A 14,498-nucleotide genomic window follows, 5' to 3' on the forward strand; every position below is an offset into this window, starting at 1 on the left:
GAAATCAGCCAAGGATTTCCTCAGCGATTCTCTCGGCAATCTCCTTGAGCGCTTTGCTCGCCGGGCTGTCGGGGAAGGCCTCAACGACGGGTTTAAGCATCGCCATGCTCTTTGGGATGGCCCTGTCGTAGGGGACCTCGCCGATAACGGGAATCCCCTCGGCCTCGGCCCACTCCCTAAGGGCGGTAAAGCCCGGGTTCAAGTCGGCCTTGTTGATTATCAGATAAGCCGGCTGTCTGAAGTGCTGAACGACCTTGTAAGCCCTCTGAACGTCGCTGAGCGAAGCAGGAGTAGGCTCGGCAATCAGTATCGTCAAATCGGCCCCACCTATGCTCGCTATCACCTGACAGCCGATTCCGGCCGCGCTATCAACAATCATGTGCTCCAGGTTGAGCTCGTCCATCAGCTTCTTCGCCCACTCCTTTTCCTCGGTGACGAGCTTACCGCTCTCGGGCCTGCCGACGTCGAGCTGGGCCGAGATTATCGGGAATCCGTACTTGGTGGTCGCCTTTCTGATAACGCCGGAGCGGGCCTGCTCAAGGGTTATCGTCCCAGGAACAGGGCAAACTAAACCGCAGACGTTGCAGCCCTCGCAGGTGAGCTCGTTGACGATGTAGTTGCCGTCCTCGTCGATGTAGATGCTCTCGTAGGGACAGCGCTCGTAGCAGATTCCACAGCGGACGCAGGTCTCGGTGTTTATCTTAGCCACCTTCGCGCCTATGTGCTCCCTCTCTTCCTCCCACTCCTCAACGCCGAGGAGCAGGCCGAGGTTCGGCGCCTCCGCATCGGCATCGACAGCGATGAGCTTATACCTATCCTTCAGGAAGTAGAGGAGCGAGGCCGTTATCGTGCTCTTCCCGACGCCACCCTTACCGCTCGCAATCGCTACCTGCATCACTCACCACCTCCAAGGAAGCCGGCAACCCTCTCGGCCAGCTCGCGGAAGATTTTCGCCTCGGGAACGTCCTCAAGGACGATAGGCCTTCCGCTTACGTAGCTCCTCACGATGTTTTCGCTGTAGGGGATTTCAGCGACGACCTCAGCGCCGTACTTCTCCGCTATCTCCCTCACCTTCCCGACGTCGCCGAGGTCTGCCCTGTTGACGACGACCCAGGTCTTGAGGCCCATCAGCTTCCCGAGCTGGAGAATGAGCTCGGTGTCGTGGATTCCGAGTGGGGTCGGCTCGGTTACCGCGATGAGGAGCTTCGACCCCTCTATGGCCTTCGAAACGGTGTTGCCGGTTCCCGCCGCCGTGTCAACCATCAGGAGCTCGTAGTCGAGGTTTCTGGCCCTCTTCTTGGCCTCAACGACGAGGGGCATCGAGCGCTCTTCCCCTTCCCTAAGCTTCCCGGTGACGAGGGTGAAGCCGTAGGGCGTTTCCGTCACGTAGGTGTGGCCGATGACGCGAAAGGCTTCCAGAATCGCCCCTGGAACGGGACAGACTATCTCACAGGCCCGACAGCCCGAACAGAGGTTCGGCATGAGGAAGGGCGTCCCGTCCTTCAGGGTTATTATCGCGTGCTCCTCGCAGACTTCTGCACACTTCCTGCACTTGGTGCACTTTGAGTAGTCGAACTTCGGCATGAACTGGTTCACAGGCTCCTCGCCGGCCAGCTCAACGCCGAGGAGCAGGTGGTCGTTCGGCGCCTCGACGTCCAGGTCAGCTAAGACCAGCTTGAAGCGCCTCGCAAGCTCGACCGCGAGGTTAATCGCGACGGTTGACTTTCCGGTTCCTCCCTTTCCACCGCTCACGGCTATCTGCAAGCTCTCACCTCCGGAAATTAGGGAAGCCGAATTCCTTTTAAGCTTTGTGCATAATCACGAAAGTCGCGAAAGATTTTTATTCACTCAAGGTTATTAAAACTCGGTGATGGGCATGGAGAGCGTCGTGAGGATAGAGAAAAAGAAGGCTGAAGTCTACAGGGCGCTGATTCCGCTCGTCCCGAGGGATTTCAGGGACGACCTCAAACTGCTCGCGAGCCACGCCGAGAGGAACGCGAAGCTCCTCGAGGGCGTTGAGTTGCCTGCAGACACGAGGGGACTGAAGGAAGTCGAGGTTGCCCTTGAGTTCCTTGAGAAGGCCCTCGCTGACCCCGAAGCGACCGTTGAGGACTACTACCGCTACGCTATCGACGCGGAGGAAGCGACGGCAAAGCTTTACTCGGAGCTGAGCATGAAGGCCAAATCAGAAAAGGCAAGGAGGCTCTTTCGCTGGCTGGCCGAGATAAGCAGGGAGCACGCCGAAATCCTGAGGAGGCACCTCGAGATGTGGGAGTTCATGCAGGAGAACGTTGGGGAGGAAGAAATTCCAGAAGATTTAATCGAACAGTGGTTCGAGGACATCGACCTGTGATTAGGCTCCCCTAAATCTTTTTAAAGGGCCCTTCGAGCTTTCAGCGGTGGTGCTCATGAGGTGCCTTAAGGTCGCGTTCGGAATGGAGGACGATGAACACCTGATAGACGCGCACTACGGCGACTCCGAGTTCTTCGCAATCTACGAGGTCTGCGAAGACGGGAGCGTAAGGCTCATCGAGAAGAGGCCGAACAAGGCTAAGGACTTCGAAGAAGAGGACGAGGGGCACGGCGACCCGAGGAAGTTTAAAGCAGTGGTGAGCCAGCTCCTCGACGTTGACGTCCTCGCCGCGTTCAGAATGGGGCCGAACTTCCTGAGAATTCGCGACAAGACCAACAAGGTTGCCTTCTTCACGAGGACGAGGGATTTGAAGCTCGCCCTTCAGAGGCTCATTGAGAACTTCGACGACCTCTGGGAGCAGGTACAGGCGAAGAAGGCTGAAAAGCCCCCAATCGAGGAGTGAGCCATGCGCTTCTGGGGCATAGAGCCGAAGGTGGCGCTTTTCGCTTTTCCCTACGCACTCCTCGCCTTCTACCTGAACTCCGCCCTTGGACTCCAGACTTTGCGATTCCCGGAAGTCGGGGCAGTTCTCGTTATCGTCGGAGTTGCACTGTGGCTCATCTGCTACCTTCAGGTTTCAAAAGCTTACAGGGAAGGAGAACTGCTGACGGAAGGCTGTTACTCCCGCGTCAGGCACCCGATATACTCAATCTGGGGCCTCCTGATAATCCCCGGCTTCTCCTTCACCATAGGGGGCTTCATGCTCGGCTTACCCATGGTTTACTGGTTCGCCGTGGTGAAGTTTATAGGCGATGAGGAGAAGGCTTTGGAGGAGCGGTTCGGCGATGGGTGGCGGGAATACGCGGAAAGAACGCCCCGGTTCCTACCGAGGCTTTGAGCTTCTGCCGGTTCACCTCTACGTTCTCGTCCATCTGAAGAAAGCGGGAGTTGACTACGCCAAGATGATGGCGAAGGTGAGCGGTTTACCCCTTGAGCTCATCGAAGATGCGATAAACGACCTCCTCGAGCTCGGGTTGATTGAGCGCGACTCGGGAAGCGCGATAAAGAGAAGCAGGGCGCGCTTCAAGAAGGCCTTCGAGGTTCACAAGCACCACACCTACTACCGCCTCTCCCGCGAGGGCGAGCTCTTCGTCCGCTCGATTGACGAGTGGTGGCTTAAGCGGTACTTCAACAGCCTCATTCCAGACGGCTGGAAGGTCGTTAACGCCCTTGTAGAAAGCAGGGACGTGAGGGAAGCGGGCAGGAAAGTCCAACTCAACGACAACATCATCGAGGAGCTCAAAATACTGCGCTTCGTGACGGAAAAGGGCAGAAAAACGGAGTTCTTCAAGAGGCTGTGGGAATTTCTCCAGTAAAGAGGCAACAAAAATAGACTAAAATCAGGAGCGGGTAACGTTCGCAACGGTGGCGTTCTGAATCGCAGTGGTGAGGACTTCGTAGGCGTCCCTGAGGGTGAAGTAAGCGTTCCTGACGAGTATCATGACGCGGTAGCTTCCAAGGCTCGCGAGGATGTTGCCCCCAGCAGAAACCTCAGTTGCCTTCTCCATGAAAGTCGTTGCGTTGGTGTAAAGCTCCATCGCCCTGGAAAGGGTGGTGTTGTCCACTCCAAGCTCAACTGCCTTCTGGTAGGTGGCGTTGAACTCAGGGAGCAGGGCGTTGTAGTTCCTGTAGTAGAAGTACGTCAGCATCATTATTGTCGTTGGGGAAACCCCGCTCGTCGTCGTCAATGAAACTGCACCGGCCTGTGGCACTGCCATTCCGAGGAGAAGCACTCCGAGTATTGCAAGGGCCACCTTTCTCATGGTCTCACCCAAAATGTGCACATTCATTCAGAAATATAAATCTAACGGGCCGGGTTCAGTCAAATATTGGACAGCGAAGACGAGGTTCCAAAGTACTACGGCACTTCAACCACGTACTTCTTGTTTCCCTCCTCAAAACCCTTGAAAGAGCCGAGTTTGAGACCGAGGAGGGCTTTTTCAAGGTCGGTAACCTTCATCGCGGCAAGATGAGTAACGCCCGTACCCTTTAGAAACTCCGGCAAGAGCTGTCCGGTTGGTCCGGTCAGAACGAAGAGCTTTGCTCTCTTAGACCTTTCAAGGAGCATGTCAATGGTTCCATTCACGAGGCAGGTTGCGCTCGCTATCACCGCGTCCATCTCGGGAAGCAGGTGGTACTCCAGGGCATCGCTAAAGGTATCCTTGTCCCAGAGGCGAGCGTTCCTCTCAAAGACGTATATCTCATAGCCCCTGGCCCGCAGTTCCCTTACGAGAGGGGGCATGTTGCCTATCAAGGCAACTTTTCCCGCGTTTTCGGGAATCAAGTCCAGTACATCAACCCACTCGGCATCAGCCAAGTCTATGTGATACTGTGAAACCGCGTTGATGGCCGCCAAGGCGAGGGTTCTCTCAATAGAGTTTATGCTGTCGGCCCGTTCTATGAACGCTTCAAGCGATGGTTCTGTTACTGAGTTTCGGTAGCGCTGAACCTCCTCGGGGAGGGTCATCGCAACTCCCAGGGCCCTTCCTTCCGGCCCTTGAACCAGAACCCACGTGTAGGGCAGTGCAAAACCAAAATCCACCAGCCTGAGACCCTTCGTGAGCTTCAAAGCTTCGCGCTTGATTCTCCCGAGCAGCATTCAACCACCTCCAGACTTTTCGCGTCGAGTTTAATAACGCTTTCCGTTAATAACATCGTTTGCAGTAAAACGCTTTTATTTGCCCCGGGGACGATGACCCTCCGCCCGGCAACCTCGATGACCTCAACCGGCATCTTGTAGAGACGTGAAAGGTTTTCTGGGGTTAGAACTTTTTGGGGTCTCCCAGAAACAAATATTGAACCGCTCCTCAGGAGGAACACGGAGTCACAGAAAGCCATCGCCTGGTTCGGGTCGTGGAGGGAAACCAGTATCAACCTCCCCCTCCTCAGCTCCCGTATTGCCGAAAGGACAACGTGCTGGTTTCTGAAGTCGAGGAAGGAAGTCGGTTCATCGAAGAGGAGAAGCCGGCCACCCTGGGCGATGGAACGGGCCAGCATAACTAGCCGCTTTTGACCCCCGCTGAGCTCGGTAAATGGTCTCTCAGCAAGTTCAGCCAGGCCGAGAACTTCAAGGGACTTCCAAGCGAGTTCTTCGTCTTCCTCCCCCGGCCCCCTCAGCGGATTTACGTAGGGGTTTCTGCCCATCAGAACGACCTCAAAGACAGTGTAGGGAAAACTCACAGAGAATTCCTGGGGGGAGTACGAGATTAACTTCGCACGCTCCCTCTCAGGCATTTTAAGGACGTCCCTGCCGTCAAGGGTGACCTTACCCTCTCCTTTCAGGATTCCGGCGATGCACTTCATCAGAGTACTTTTACCGGCACCGTTTGGTCCAAGGAGGCAGCCAACTCCCTCGTTGAAGTCGAAAGAGACACCTCTTAGGACTCTCCGGCCGTTGTAGGAAAACCAGAGGTTTTTAACCCTTAACATGCCACCGCCTCCTCGCGAGTATCGCCACGAGAACTGGAGCGCCGATTAGGGAGGTAACGACCCCAAGTGGGAGCTCAAACGTCGCAAGGCTCCTCGCTATGTCGTCGCAGAAGGCGAGCATCGAGGCCCCAACCAGCGCAGAAACCGGGGCGAGGGCCCTGTTGTCGTGCCCCACGAGGAGCCTCGCTATGTGGGGACTGACGAGGCCAACCCACCCTATCATTCCGGCCATTGCCGTCGAGGCCGATACACCGAGAGCCGCAAGGAGAACGAGAAACCTCCGATAGAGTGAGACGTTGAGGCCAAGGGCCTTCGCTTCCTCTTCGCTCAGGCTGAGGACGTTGAGCGACCAGCGCAGGAGCACTATTCCAACTATCGAAACCGCAAGGGGAGGGAGCATTGGCCAGAGGTTCTCCCAGCGCAGACCGGCAAAGCTCCCGAGGAGCCAGTAGACTATCTCCTGCAGTTTGTCGTAGGGGTCAGCCAGGTACTTGGCGAAGCCCACAAGGGAAGAGAAAAAGGCCGACACCGCTATCCCCGCGAGTACAAGGCCCAGAAGGCCGTCACCTATGAGCTTTGAGAGCCGCCAGACTATGAACACCGCCAATACACCAAAGAGGAACGCCGAGAACTGAATTAAAAGCCCTCCAAAGCCAAGGAGTATAGCCAGGACGGCCCCGAAGGCGGCACCGCTGGTAACACCAAGCAGGTTTGGGCCCGCGAGCGGGTTGCGGAAGACGTTCTGAAAGGTCAGGCCAGCGAGTGAGAGCGAGGCTCCGACGAGTGCGGAGGCAACCACTCGGGGAAGGCGGACGTTGAGGAGAACCGCTTTTTCGAGCTCACCCATTCCGAAGGGAGAAAAGTGCATCCTGCCCACAAAGGGGGATGTGAGAAAAACAAAAAGGGCCAGCAGAAGAACTCCTCTCCCCCTCACGGCATATCACCGACTATTCTGACTTTCTTTGGGTCCAGGCCATACCAGCGCTCGTAGAACTCATAGGCGATTGACTTGACGTCAATATCCTCAAAAAGCTCTGGATGGAGAATCTTGGCGGTCCAGTAAAGGCCCAAAACCCACTTCGGCGCCGGATAATCCCAGCTCTCTCCGTCGTTTGGCATCGCGTAGATTCTGCCCTCCTTTACCGCCTTTATCTGTGCCCATGCAGGGTCACCCATGAGCTCCTTCTTGAGTTCAGTGGCGGGCTTTTTGAGGGAGTAGCTGACGAGGATTATGACATCCGGGTTCCATTCGGCCACCTGCTCGACGTTGACCGTGTTCCATCCCCCAGGGAGGTTCTTGGAGACGCTCTCCCCACCGGCGGTTTCAATCATCCAGTTTTGGAAGAACTCCCTGCCGGGGGCCTTGAAGACCTTGTCCTTCGTGCTGTATTCAAGGAGGAGAACCCTTGGTCGATTTGCCCCAGAGGTTCTGTTTGCGATGAAAGAAACAGCGTTTGTGTAGTATTCAGCCGCTTCCCGGGCTTTTTCTTCTTTTCCAAGGATTCTGCCAATAATCTCTAGACTGTGAATGTAGTCATCAACCCCTTCCAGGTTGAGAACCACAACTGGAATGCCGAGTTCCTCAATAGCCCTGTTTACTCTCTCATCTCCCCAGTAGGCCGTTAAAACAACGTCCGGGTTAAGACTCTTGACCGTCTCTATGTTGGCGTTTTTAGGACTTCCAGTGAACTTCATCCTTTTCTTTACATCCGGGTCAAGAAGGGCTATGAATGCGTCGTTTATCGCGAGAGGGGTGCTCCCAACTATTTTCTTTCCATCTTCAACGCTCAGGAAGTAAACCATCTGAGTGGCCAGCCCGTAGAGCGAAACAATTCGTTCCACAGGAACCCCAACCTTCACGGTCTTGTTACTCCAGTCGGTCACGATAACGTAGTCGTTCTTTGAGCTGGACTGTGCAATGGAACTGGACTCTGGTTGAGATGCTGTACCCGAGGGCACACCTGGGCTCTTCGAGCTTATGCATCCCACTGACAGAACGCTCAGTACTAAAACCGCAGCCAGGATAACCGAAAGGACCCTCCTCATTTTAACCACCTACCCAGAAATGGCCAGCGACTTTTTAACGATTTGCGTAAACAAAAAAGTTTAAGTAAATAGAAACGTTTACCCAAAACCGATGGGAAGGTTCCTTTCCGCCCCATGGATGTAGTTAATAATGTTTGCACGATTCACATGTAGCTCCAGATGCCCTTGCCCCTGTAGTTCTTGACGATGGTCTTCGTCGTCGTGAGGGTCTCGAGGGAGTAGCCTATGCCCTCCCTGCCGATTCCGCTGTCCTTCATGCCGCCGAAGGGGTAGTAACCTATGCCGTGCCTCGGGAACTCGTTGATGAACACCGCGCCAACCTCAAGCTTCCTCGCGACCTTTCTCGCGCGCTCGTCGCTCCCGCTGAAGACCGCCGCGTCGAGCCCAAAGCGGGAGGAGTTGGCAACGCTTATCGCTTCCTCGTCGCTCCTGACCTTAACGAGGAGCGTCAGCGGGCCAAAGACGTCCTCCTGAAATGCCCTGAGCTTCGGGAGCGTTTCCCTGTCCACTTCAAGGAGGACCGGCCAGACGTAGGTTCCCTCACGCCTGAACTTCGTCAGCGGAACGGCGCCCTTGTCCACAGCATCCCTGTAGACTTCTTCAATCGCTTCGGCACTCTTCTCGTCAATCAGCGGGCCCATCACGGCGTTCTCATCCTCGAGCGGGTTCTTGGGCTCTATCTTTGACAGCTCCTCGACGAGTTTTGTCCTGAGGTCGGAGTAGATGCCGCTCTCCGCTATAATCAGCCTTATCGCGTCGCACCTCTGGCCGGAGTAGCTTACCATGCCCTTTACGAGCTTCTCAACGGTCTCTTCAAGCGGTGCGTCGTCGAGCACTATGGCCGGGTCCTTGCCGCCGAGCTCCATGTGGTAGGCCTTTATCCCTCCGACCGCGAGGATGTGCTCCCCGACCTCGGTGCTGCCGGTGAACGTGACCACCCTTATGCGCTTGTCCGCGACGACGGAGTCCATGAGCCTCCCAGGGATTGTGAGGAGCTGGTACGCCTCGGGAGGAACCCCGGCCAGCTGGAGAACCCTCGTGAAGAGCAGTGGCGCGAGCGGGTCGAGGGAGGCAGGCTTGAGCAGGACCGCGTTTCCGGCGAGGAGCGCGGGTATCACCTTCGCGGCCGAGATGAAGAGCGGATAGTTGTAGGGGCTTATCGCTAAAACCACCCCGTAGGGCTCCCTCTTGACTATGCCCTCGCTCTCCAGCGTTTCCTCACTCCAGTCGCCGGGTATGTAGTCGCCGACGAGCTTCCTGAACTCCATCGTTGTCTTCTCAAGCCTCTCAACCGTCGCCCTGACCTCACCCCTCGCGTTGGAGAGGGGCTTCCCGGCGTCAAGGACGAGCGCCGTGACGAAGTCCTCAAACGCGTCCCTCATGAGGCACGCCGCCTTGAGGAAGGCTTTGACGCGCCTGTCCCCGGGAGTCTCCCTGATGACAAACCTGCCCCTCTCGTATGCCGTGGAGACGGCTTTCCTCGCGAGGTCGCCGTCGGCGAGGCTCACGCGAGCTATGACGCTCCCGTCAATTGGACTCCTGACTTCCGCGGTTCTGCCGGTGAACAGCCACTCCCCATCCACGTAGGTGGCGAACTCGGGAACCCCGTCCTCGCCCTCGCGCCACACTCCCCTGAAGAGCTCGGACTTCGGTCTGAAGGGGCTAACCATGATATCACCCAAAGTGATACCGAGCTTGAGTTTAAACGTTTTTCGCAAACATTTCTGTTTTTGATAAGCATTATTGTTTACCCAAACGGGCTTAAGCCGGAGCCCCAAGAGAGGGCGGTGGTACCGATGGAAATCTGCTACCGGCCGATTGGGGTCATTCACAGCCCCTTCCGAGAGCCTAATGGAGTTCCGATTCAACCTTCTGCCGCGAAGGGGATTCGCGGAACCGTGGAGGTGTTCCCGGAGTACGCGGACGGGCTGAAGGACATCGAGGGCTTCTCGCACGTAATCCTGATTTACCACTTTCACCTAGCGAGGCCCGGGGAGCTAATCGTCAGGCCGTACATGGACGACGAGGGGCACGGCGTCTTCGCGACGAGGGCACCGGGCAGACCGAACCCGATAGGGCTCTCCGTTGTGCGTTTGCTCGAAGTTCGGGGAAGGCGGCTCACTGTGGGGAACATTGACGTCCTCGACGGGACTCCCCTGCTTGATATAAAGCCCTACGTGCCGGAATTCGATGTTCACCGGGTTGAAAGAATCGGATGGCTTGAGAAAAACGTCCACAAACTTCCAGAGGCGAGGGACGACGGGCGCTTCACGCGTTAGGGTCGCCGAAAAGTTTATAAGTCTGTGCATATGCACAAAATAACAGAAGGAAGGAGGTGATGGGCATGAGGATAGCAATCCCGACCAACGGCGGTGGGAGAAACGACACGGTTGCTCCCGTCTTCGCGAGGGCGCCCGCGTTCCTCATAGTTGACGTTGACGAGAACGGAAACGTCGTGAACGAGAAGGTCATCCAGAATCCTGCCATGAACGCCGCTGGAGGTGCCGGACCGCTGGCAGTTCAGACACTCATCAACGAAGGCGTTGAGGCAATAGTCGCCCCGCAGGTCGGCCCGAACGCCCTTGGAGCCATCCAGGCCGCGGGCATAAGGCTCTACCAGGTCGCTCCGGGAACCCCAGTCGAGGAGGCCATCAAAGCCGTTACCAGCGGAAGCGCCCCGAGCACCGCCGCCCCGGCGCCGGCCTACGGACCGTATCCTGCCGCTCCGGCAACTCCAGTGGCTCCAGCCGCACCGGTCTATCCGGCTTACCCAGCCTACGGCTTCGGCTACGGTTGGGGAAGAGGCTGGGGCCGCGGCTGGGGAAGAGGACGCGGATGGGGCCGTGGATGGGGCAGAGGAGGAAGAGGCTGGGGTGCAAGGCTCGGCTACTGCCCCTGGACCGGCCAGCCAAGCAGGAGAACCCTCCGCTGGCTCTACGGTTGGTGGTGAGTTCTCTTCTTTCTTTTAATTGACCGGAGGTTTAAAGATGCCGCGGGGAATGGGCAGGGGCTACGGAAGGAGAGGTTACTACGGCAGAACCTTTTACCCGTTTGGGGGTTTCTACGGAATCCTTGACCTGCTAATCCTGTTAGGGATACTCTACTTCCTGTTCAAGCTCTTCATAGTCGCCCTCCCGTACGCCCTCGGACTCGTCGTGTTGTTGCTCCTCCGCTCGTTCCTGAGGGGAAACCGTTTCCGGTTCTGCGGGCCTTTTTGAGCCTATGCAAAATTTTTTAAGTTCGGGTTACCTAAATCAACCGGAGGTGGTGTGAATGAGGATTATTGTGTCCACTATAAACGGCGGACTCGACGACCGCGTTAACCAGGCCTTTGGAAGAACTCCAACTTTCACGATTGTCGACGTCGAGAACGGAGAGATAGTGAACGTCCAGGTCGTCCCGAACCCGGGCTACTCCCAGCCGAGGGGAGCGGGCGTTACCGCGGCGCAGTTCGCCATTGACCAGGGAGCTGATGCAGTAATAGCGGGCCAGTTCGGGCCAAACTCCTACGGCGTCCTTCAGGCGGCAGGCATAAGAATGTACTCAGCTCCCCCGACCATGACCGTCAGGGAAGCCGTTGAGGCGCTCCTCCGCGGTGAACTCCAGCCCGGAATTCAGGGAGGTGCAGGAATGGGTCCCGGCGGTGGCATGGGAATGGGCCGTGGCATGGGTAGAGGCATAGGTCGCGGCGGAGGAATGGGAAGAGGTCGCGGTATGGGCCGCGGAAGGGGCGGCTGGTACTGAACCCTTTTATATCTCCTGTTTTCCACATATTCTGTGATGCCCATGGCGATTGTCAGGCTCTGGCACGGGAAGGTTCCGATTGAGAAGGCCGATGAGTATGAAAAGTTCCTCATCGAGAGGGCGGTTCCGGACTACGGCTCCGTTGAGGGCCTTTTGAAGCTCTACTTCACGAGGAGGGACGAGGAGAACGTTGCCCACTTTCCCCTCATAACGGTCTGGGACTCGATGGAGGCCATAAAGCGCTTCGCCGGCGAAAACCCCGAGCTGGCAAAGTATTATCCCGAGAACGATGAGTTTCTCCTTGAAAAGGAGAAATACGTCCAGCACTATCGGGTTTTCTACGAGAAATAATCGGCGCAACCCTTTTCTATTCTTTCGCCCTATTCTGATGTGGTGGCGATGAGAAAGAGTCAGCTCCTCGCCGGGGTTCTCGCACCGATAGTGGCCCTCACGGGCATAGGGACGGCGATTCTCATAAATCGCTCGTGGTGGAGGCTCACCGACAACGCGATAAGTGACCTCGGAAAGCTCGACCTGCCCAACAACTGGGTTCTAAACGTTTCCCTCGTAGTCTCGGCCATTATGGCGATTTACTACGCGGTTGGCCTCGTCGAGGAAGTCAGCAACACCGTCGAAAAGCTCGGGATTGGAGTTTTCATCGCTGGACTGGCCTTCCTCGCATTAATCGGCCTCTTCCCGGAGGGAACGAGCCCCCACTACTACGTCAGCTGGGGCTTCTTCATCTTCGCGAGCCTCGGTTTCCTTGTCACGGGTATTGGGATGGGCCTCTCTGGAGAAAAGGAGCTTGCGGTCTTCAGCATAGCCCTCTTCACAGTCGGCTGGGCGCTGGCCCTCTGGGCGAAGAACAGCTTCCCAGGGATAGCACCGGCAGAGTTCGTTGGCGTCTTTGGAGTGATTGCGTGGCACTACACAGTAATGTGGAAAAAGTTCAGAGGGGCTCCTCGTCCCAGAGGCTGAGGTTGTTCCCCCTCTCTTTTCTCACCAGCGGCTCCCCCAGGAGTTCCTGCACATACAGCTCCGCGACGAAGACCTCTCCCCTCATCAAATGTCCCCCGAAAACGTCGCCGCTGGCGTTGCCCAGAGTGACGTGGAGGTGCGCAAAGGGCCGTCCATCCTTGATGCTGACGTTGCCGAGCAGGGTCAGCAGCTCGAAGGTTCCCACGAGCTCAATCCGCTTATAGCCGCGAGTTTCCTCCGAGTAGTAGCCCACGACCGGGTTCCTGAGCGAACCTATGCCCTTAACAATCGCCGTCTTTATTCCCTTCTCCTCCGCGAACCTGTTTACAAAATAGAGCAGGTCCTCCCCCTCGGGAACCCTGAGCAAGAAAATTCGCCCCGGCTTGAACTCCATGCTTCCACCTCAAAGCTAATAAGACTGCCACTCTTTAACGCTTTGGGTGGTTCGATGAAGACCAAGGAGGCACTGCTCGCAATCCTGCCAGAGCTTGAGGAGCTGAACGATGTTGACTTCAGCCAGTACGCGCCACCGTATCCAAACCTACTTACCGCTTTCCTCGAAAGTGGGGAAAGAGGTCTTCCCGCCTTTCAACAGTTTGCGGAAAGGGCCGTCGGTAAGGAAGTCGTTGGTCAGGTGCTCCTCTCACTCCTCCAGTACCTGCTCATACGCTACCGCCGTTTCAACGAGTACGCCGTTGTTAAACCCGCGGTGAAGGTGTTCCTGACGCTCAAAGGCTGGCTCAACGAGAACGGCTTCGGGGAAGACTGGGACAGGGTTCTTGGCTCCTTCATAGGCTACCTCGTGAGCATGGTGCCCATGATAGCGGAGCATGAAGACAGGGAGACTGCTTTAGCGTATGCGAAGCTAATAGAAGACCTCGCAAGGGAAGCTTCCGAAAAGTTCAACAACGAGTACTACGACGAGCTTCTTGAGCGGGCCATGGAGCTGAGGAAAAAGGTTGAAGAAAGCTAACGCTCGAGGACTACCTGCGCGTAGCTCCTCGGGTCCTCCCAGACCTTAACGAGGATTCGCTTCACGTTCTCCCCGGCCTTCTCCGCTATTCTCTCCGCGAACCACTCGGCTATGTATTCAGCTGTAACGTTGGGCTTGTCGAGGATTACCACCTCGTCCTCGGGCAGTTCGAGCCTCTTGCCGTTCTTCTCGACCACGACTCTGCCATCTCTCCTATCGAGGACCCAATTCTCGCTGACGAGAATCCTGTGGTCGAGCCTTTTTATGAGGTTGCTGAGGTGGTTGAAGTCGAAAATCATGCCGTTCTCGTTCAGCTCGCCCCATATCTCCACGTCCACGTTGTAGGTGTGTCCGTGAATCCTAAGACACTTGCTGTCGTAGGGCAAGGCGAGGAAATGCGAGCTGTCAAAGTCCTTGTGCCAGCCGATTTTTCTCTCCACGAGCCTGAACATGCTCCCACCGATTGGGCTTCCCCGTTAAGGTTATAACTCTAACTGGACAAACCTGAGGGGAGGAGGCCGAAGAATGCCGATGGGAGGACCTGGATGGGGACGCGGTAGAGGAAGAAGGCGGAAGATGAGAATGATTGGGTTCATTCCCCAGGTTAGACACTTCTATCCTGCGTTGCCCCCGGTCAGCCAGCCGAAACCGCCGATTTTTATGACCTACGAGGAGTTTGAAGCCCTCAGGCTGGTGGATTACGAAGGGCTAACTCAGGAGGAGGCGGGAAAGAGAATGGGCGTCTCCCGCGGCACCGTCTGGAGGGCTCTCAATTCGGCCCGAAAGAAGGTTGCCCAGATGCTCGTTGAGGGAAGAGAGCTCATAATTTTGCCCCAAGGGAACGAGGTTCCCAGGAGATTTGAAGAGGAAATCTAAGGTTCTGTCTTTTTAAACTCCTTCTTGGGCATTTTCCTC

The 14,498-nt window shown here is 56.5% G+C and carries 22 protein-coding genes; 12 read left to right on the plus strand and 10 right to left on the minus strand.

The window, feature by feature from the left end:
• Window positions 1-4 precede the first annotated feature (4 nt).
• Both BD01_RS04140 and BD01_RS04145 read right to left on the minus strand, forming a co-directional pair.
• A complete protein-coding gene (locus tag BD01_RS04140; protein WP_042690394.1) occupies window positions 5-895 on the minus strand; it encodes a nucleotide-binding protein in 891 nt (296 codons plus the stop codon).
• Window positions 895-1,764, minus strand: coding sequence for a P-loop NTPase (locus BD01_RS04145; protein WP_042690396.1), 870 nt, complete (start codon window positions 1,762-1,764; stop codon window positions 895-897). The genes BD01_RS04140 and BD01_RS04145 overlap by 1 nt, the downstream gene beginning before the upstream one ends.
• 106 nt (window positions 1,765-1,870) lie before the next feature.
• Here BD01_RS04145 and BD01_RS04150 point away from each other — a divergent pair, with 106 nt between their 5' ends.
• The 4 genes from BD01_RS04150 to BD01_RS04165 are packed head-to-tail and all read left to right on the plus strand — an operon-like array spanning window position 1,871 to window position 3,729.
• Entirely contained in the window at window positions 1,871-2,353 is a 483-nt protein-coding gene (locus BD01_RS04150) for a ferritin family protein (RefSeq protein ID WP_245599270.1), read from the plus strand.
• A 55-nt stretch (window positions 2,354-2,408) separates the two neighbouring features.
• Window positions 2,409-2,816, plus strand: a complete 408-nt coding sequence (locus BD01_RS04155; RefSeq protein ID WP_042690401.1) for a NifB/NifX family molybdenum-iron cluster-binding protein — start codon at window positions 2,409-2,411, stop codon at window positions 2,814-2,816.
• 3 nt (window positions 2,817-2,819) lie between these two features.
• On the plus strand, window positions 2,820-3,251 hold the full coding sequence (locus BD01_RS04160) for a methyltransferase family protein (RefSeq protein ID WP_042690404.1): 432 nt from the start codon (window positions 2,820-2,822) through the stop codon (window positions 3,249-3,251).
• Window positions 3,199-3,729 (plus strand): DUF2250 domain-containing protein, encoded by a 531-nt coding sequence (locus BD01_RS04165; protein ID WP_042690408.1) that lies wholly within the window; start codon window positions 3,199-3,201, stop codon window positions 3,727-3,729. Before BD01_RS04160 ends, BD01_RS04165 begins: the two co-directional genes overlap by 53 nt.
• 24 nt (window positions 3,730-3,753) lie before the next feature.
• Here BD01_RS04165 and BD01_RS04170 read toward each other — a convergent pair whose 3' ends face one another.
• From BD01_RS04170 to gapN, 6 genes are all read right to left on the minus strand, one after another.
• Complete coding sequence (locus tag BD01_RS04170) at window positions 3,754-4,176, minus strand: hypothetical protein (RefSeq protein ID WP_042690411.1); 423 nt, start codon at window positions 4,174-4,176, stop codon at window positions 3,754-3,756.
• Window positions 4,177-4,271: 95 nt separating this feature from the next.
• On the minus strand, window positions 4,272-5,012 hold the full coding sequence (locus BD01_RS04175) for a Rossmann-like domain-containing protein (protein WP_042690414.1): 741 nt from the start codon (window positions 5,010-5,012) through the stop codon (window positions 4,272-4,274).
• Window positions 4,979-5,842: an ABC transporter ATP-binding protein gene (locus BD01_RS04180; RefSeq protein WP_084606315.1), complete on the minus strand. Its 864-nt coding sequence runs from the start codon at window positions 5,840-5,842 to the stop codon at window positions 4,979-4,981. Before BD01_RS04180 ends, BD01_RS04175 begins: the two co-directional genes overlap by 34 nt.
• Window positions 5,829-6,776: a FecCD family ABC transporter permease gene (locus BD01_RS04185; RefSeq protein WP_042690417.1), complete on the minus strand. Its 948-nt coding sequence runs from the start codon at window positions 6,774-6,776 to the stop codon at window positions 5,829-5,831. Before BD01_RS04185 ends, BD01_RS04180 begins: the two co-directional genes overlap by 14 nt.
• Window positions 6,773-7,888, minus strand: a complete 1,116-nt coding sequence (locus BD01_RS04190) for an ABC transporter substrate-binding protein (RefSeq protein WP_084606316.1) — start codon at window positions 7,886-7,888, stop codon at window positions 6,773-6,775. Before BD01_RS04190 ends, BD01_RS04185 begins: the two co-directional genes overlap by 4 nt.
• A gap of 143 nt (window positions 7,889-8,031) precedes the next feature.
• Complete coding sequence (gapN, locus tag BD01_RS04195; RefSeq protein ID WP_042690420.1) at window positions 8,032-9,558, minus strand: NADP-dependent glyceraldehyde-3-phosphate dehydrogenase; 1,527 nt, start codon at window positions 9,556-9,558, stop codon at window positions 8,032-8,034.
• Between the two features lie 126 nt (window positions 9,559-9,684).
• Between gapN and tsaA the strand changes: the two genes are divergently transcribed.
• From tsaA to BD01_RS04225, 6 genes are all read left to right on the plus strand, one after another.
• Entirely contained in the window at window positions 9,685-10,167 is a 483-nt protein-coding gene (tsaA, locus tag BD01_RS04200; RefSeq protein WP_042690421.1) for a tRNA (N6-threonylcarbamoyladenosine(37)-N6)-methyltransferase TrmO, read from the plus strand.
• Window positions 10,168-10,232: 65 nt separating this feature from the next.
• The gene (locus BD01_RS04205) at window positions 10,233-10,838 is read left to right on the plus strand and encodes a NifB/NifX family molybdenum-iron cluster-binding protein (protein WP_042690423.1); all 606 of its coding nucleotides are present in this window, start codon (window positions 10,233-10,235) and stop codon (window positions 10,836-10,838) included.
• Between the two features lie 37 nt (window positions 10,839-10,875).
• Window positions 10,876-11,106 carry a hypothetical protein gene (locus BD01_RS04210; RefSeq protein WP_042690424.1) on the plus strand — a complete coding sequence of 77 codons (231 nt, stop codon included), beginning with the start codon at window positions 10,876-10,878 and terminating at the stop codon, window positions 11,104-11,106.
• Between the two features lie 55 nt (window positions 11,107-11,161).
• Window positions 11,162-11,632 (plus strand): NifB/NifX family molybdenum-iron cluster-binding protein, encoded by a 471-nt coding sequence (locus BD01_RS04215; protein WP_042690426.1) that lies wholly within the window; start codon window positions 11,162-11,164, stop codon window positions 11,630-11,632.
• Between the two features lie 36 nt (window positions 11,633-11,668).
• Window positions 11,669-11,983 carry an antibiotic biosynthesis monooxygenase gene (locus BD01_RS04220; RefSeq protein ID WP_245599272.1) on the plus strand — a complete coding sequence of 105 codons (315 nt, stop codon included), beginning with the start codon at window positions 11,669-11,671 and terminating at the stop codon, window positions 11,981-11,983.
• 48 nt (window positions 11,984-12,031) lie between these two features.
• Window positions 12,032-12,610 (plus strand): DUF998 domain-containing protein, encoded by a 579-nt coding sequence (locus BD01_RS04225; protein ID WP_042690432.1) that lies wholly within the window; start codon window positions 12,032-12,034, stop codon window positions 12,608-12,610.
• Here the strand turns inward: BD01_RS04225 and BD01_RS04230 are convergent.
• The gene (locus tag BD01_RS04230) at window positions 12,582-13,004 is read right to left on the minus strand and encodes a PPC domain-containing DNA-binding protein (RefSeq protein WP_042690435.1); all 423 of its coding nucleotides are present in this window, start codon (window positions 13,002-13,004) and stop codon (window positions 12,582-12,584) included. The genes BD01_RS04225 and BD01_RS04230 overlap by 29 nt on opposite strands.
• Window positions 13,005-13,058: 54 nt before the next feature.
• Between BD01_RS04230 and BD01_RS04235 the strand changes: the two genes are divergently transcribed.
• A complete protein-coding gene (locus BD01_RS04235) occupies window positions 13,059-13,583 on the plus strand; it encodes a hypothetical protein (RefSeq protein ID WP_042690438.1) in 525 nt (174 codons plus the stop codon).
• Here the strand turns inward: BD01_RS04235 and BD01_RS04240 are convergent.
• Entirely contained in the window at window positions 13,580-14,035 is a 456-nt protein-coding gene (locus BD01_RS04240) for a 6-pyruvoyl trahydropterin synthase family protein (RefSeq protein ID WP_042690441.1), read from the minus strand. The two genes, BD01_RS04235 and BD01_RS04240, sit on opposite strands and share 4 nt — an antisense overlap.
• A 73-nt stretch (window positions 14,036-14,108) precedes the next feature.
• Between BD01_RS04240 and BD01_RS04245 the strand changes: the two genes are divergently transcribed.
• Window positions 14,109-14,459: a DUF134 domain-containing protein gene (locus tag BD01_RS04245; RefSeq protein WP_042690444.1), complete on the plus strand. Its 351-nt coding sequence runs from the start codon at window positions 14,109-14,111 to the stop codon at window positions 14,457-14,459.
• The last annotated feature ends 39 nt before the right edge of the window (window positions 14,460-14,498 follow it).

The organism is Thermococcus nautili, assembly GCF_000585495.1.
GTDB lineage: Archaea > Methanobacteriota_B > Thermococci > Thermococcales > Thermococcaceae > Thermococcus > Thermococcus nautili.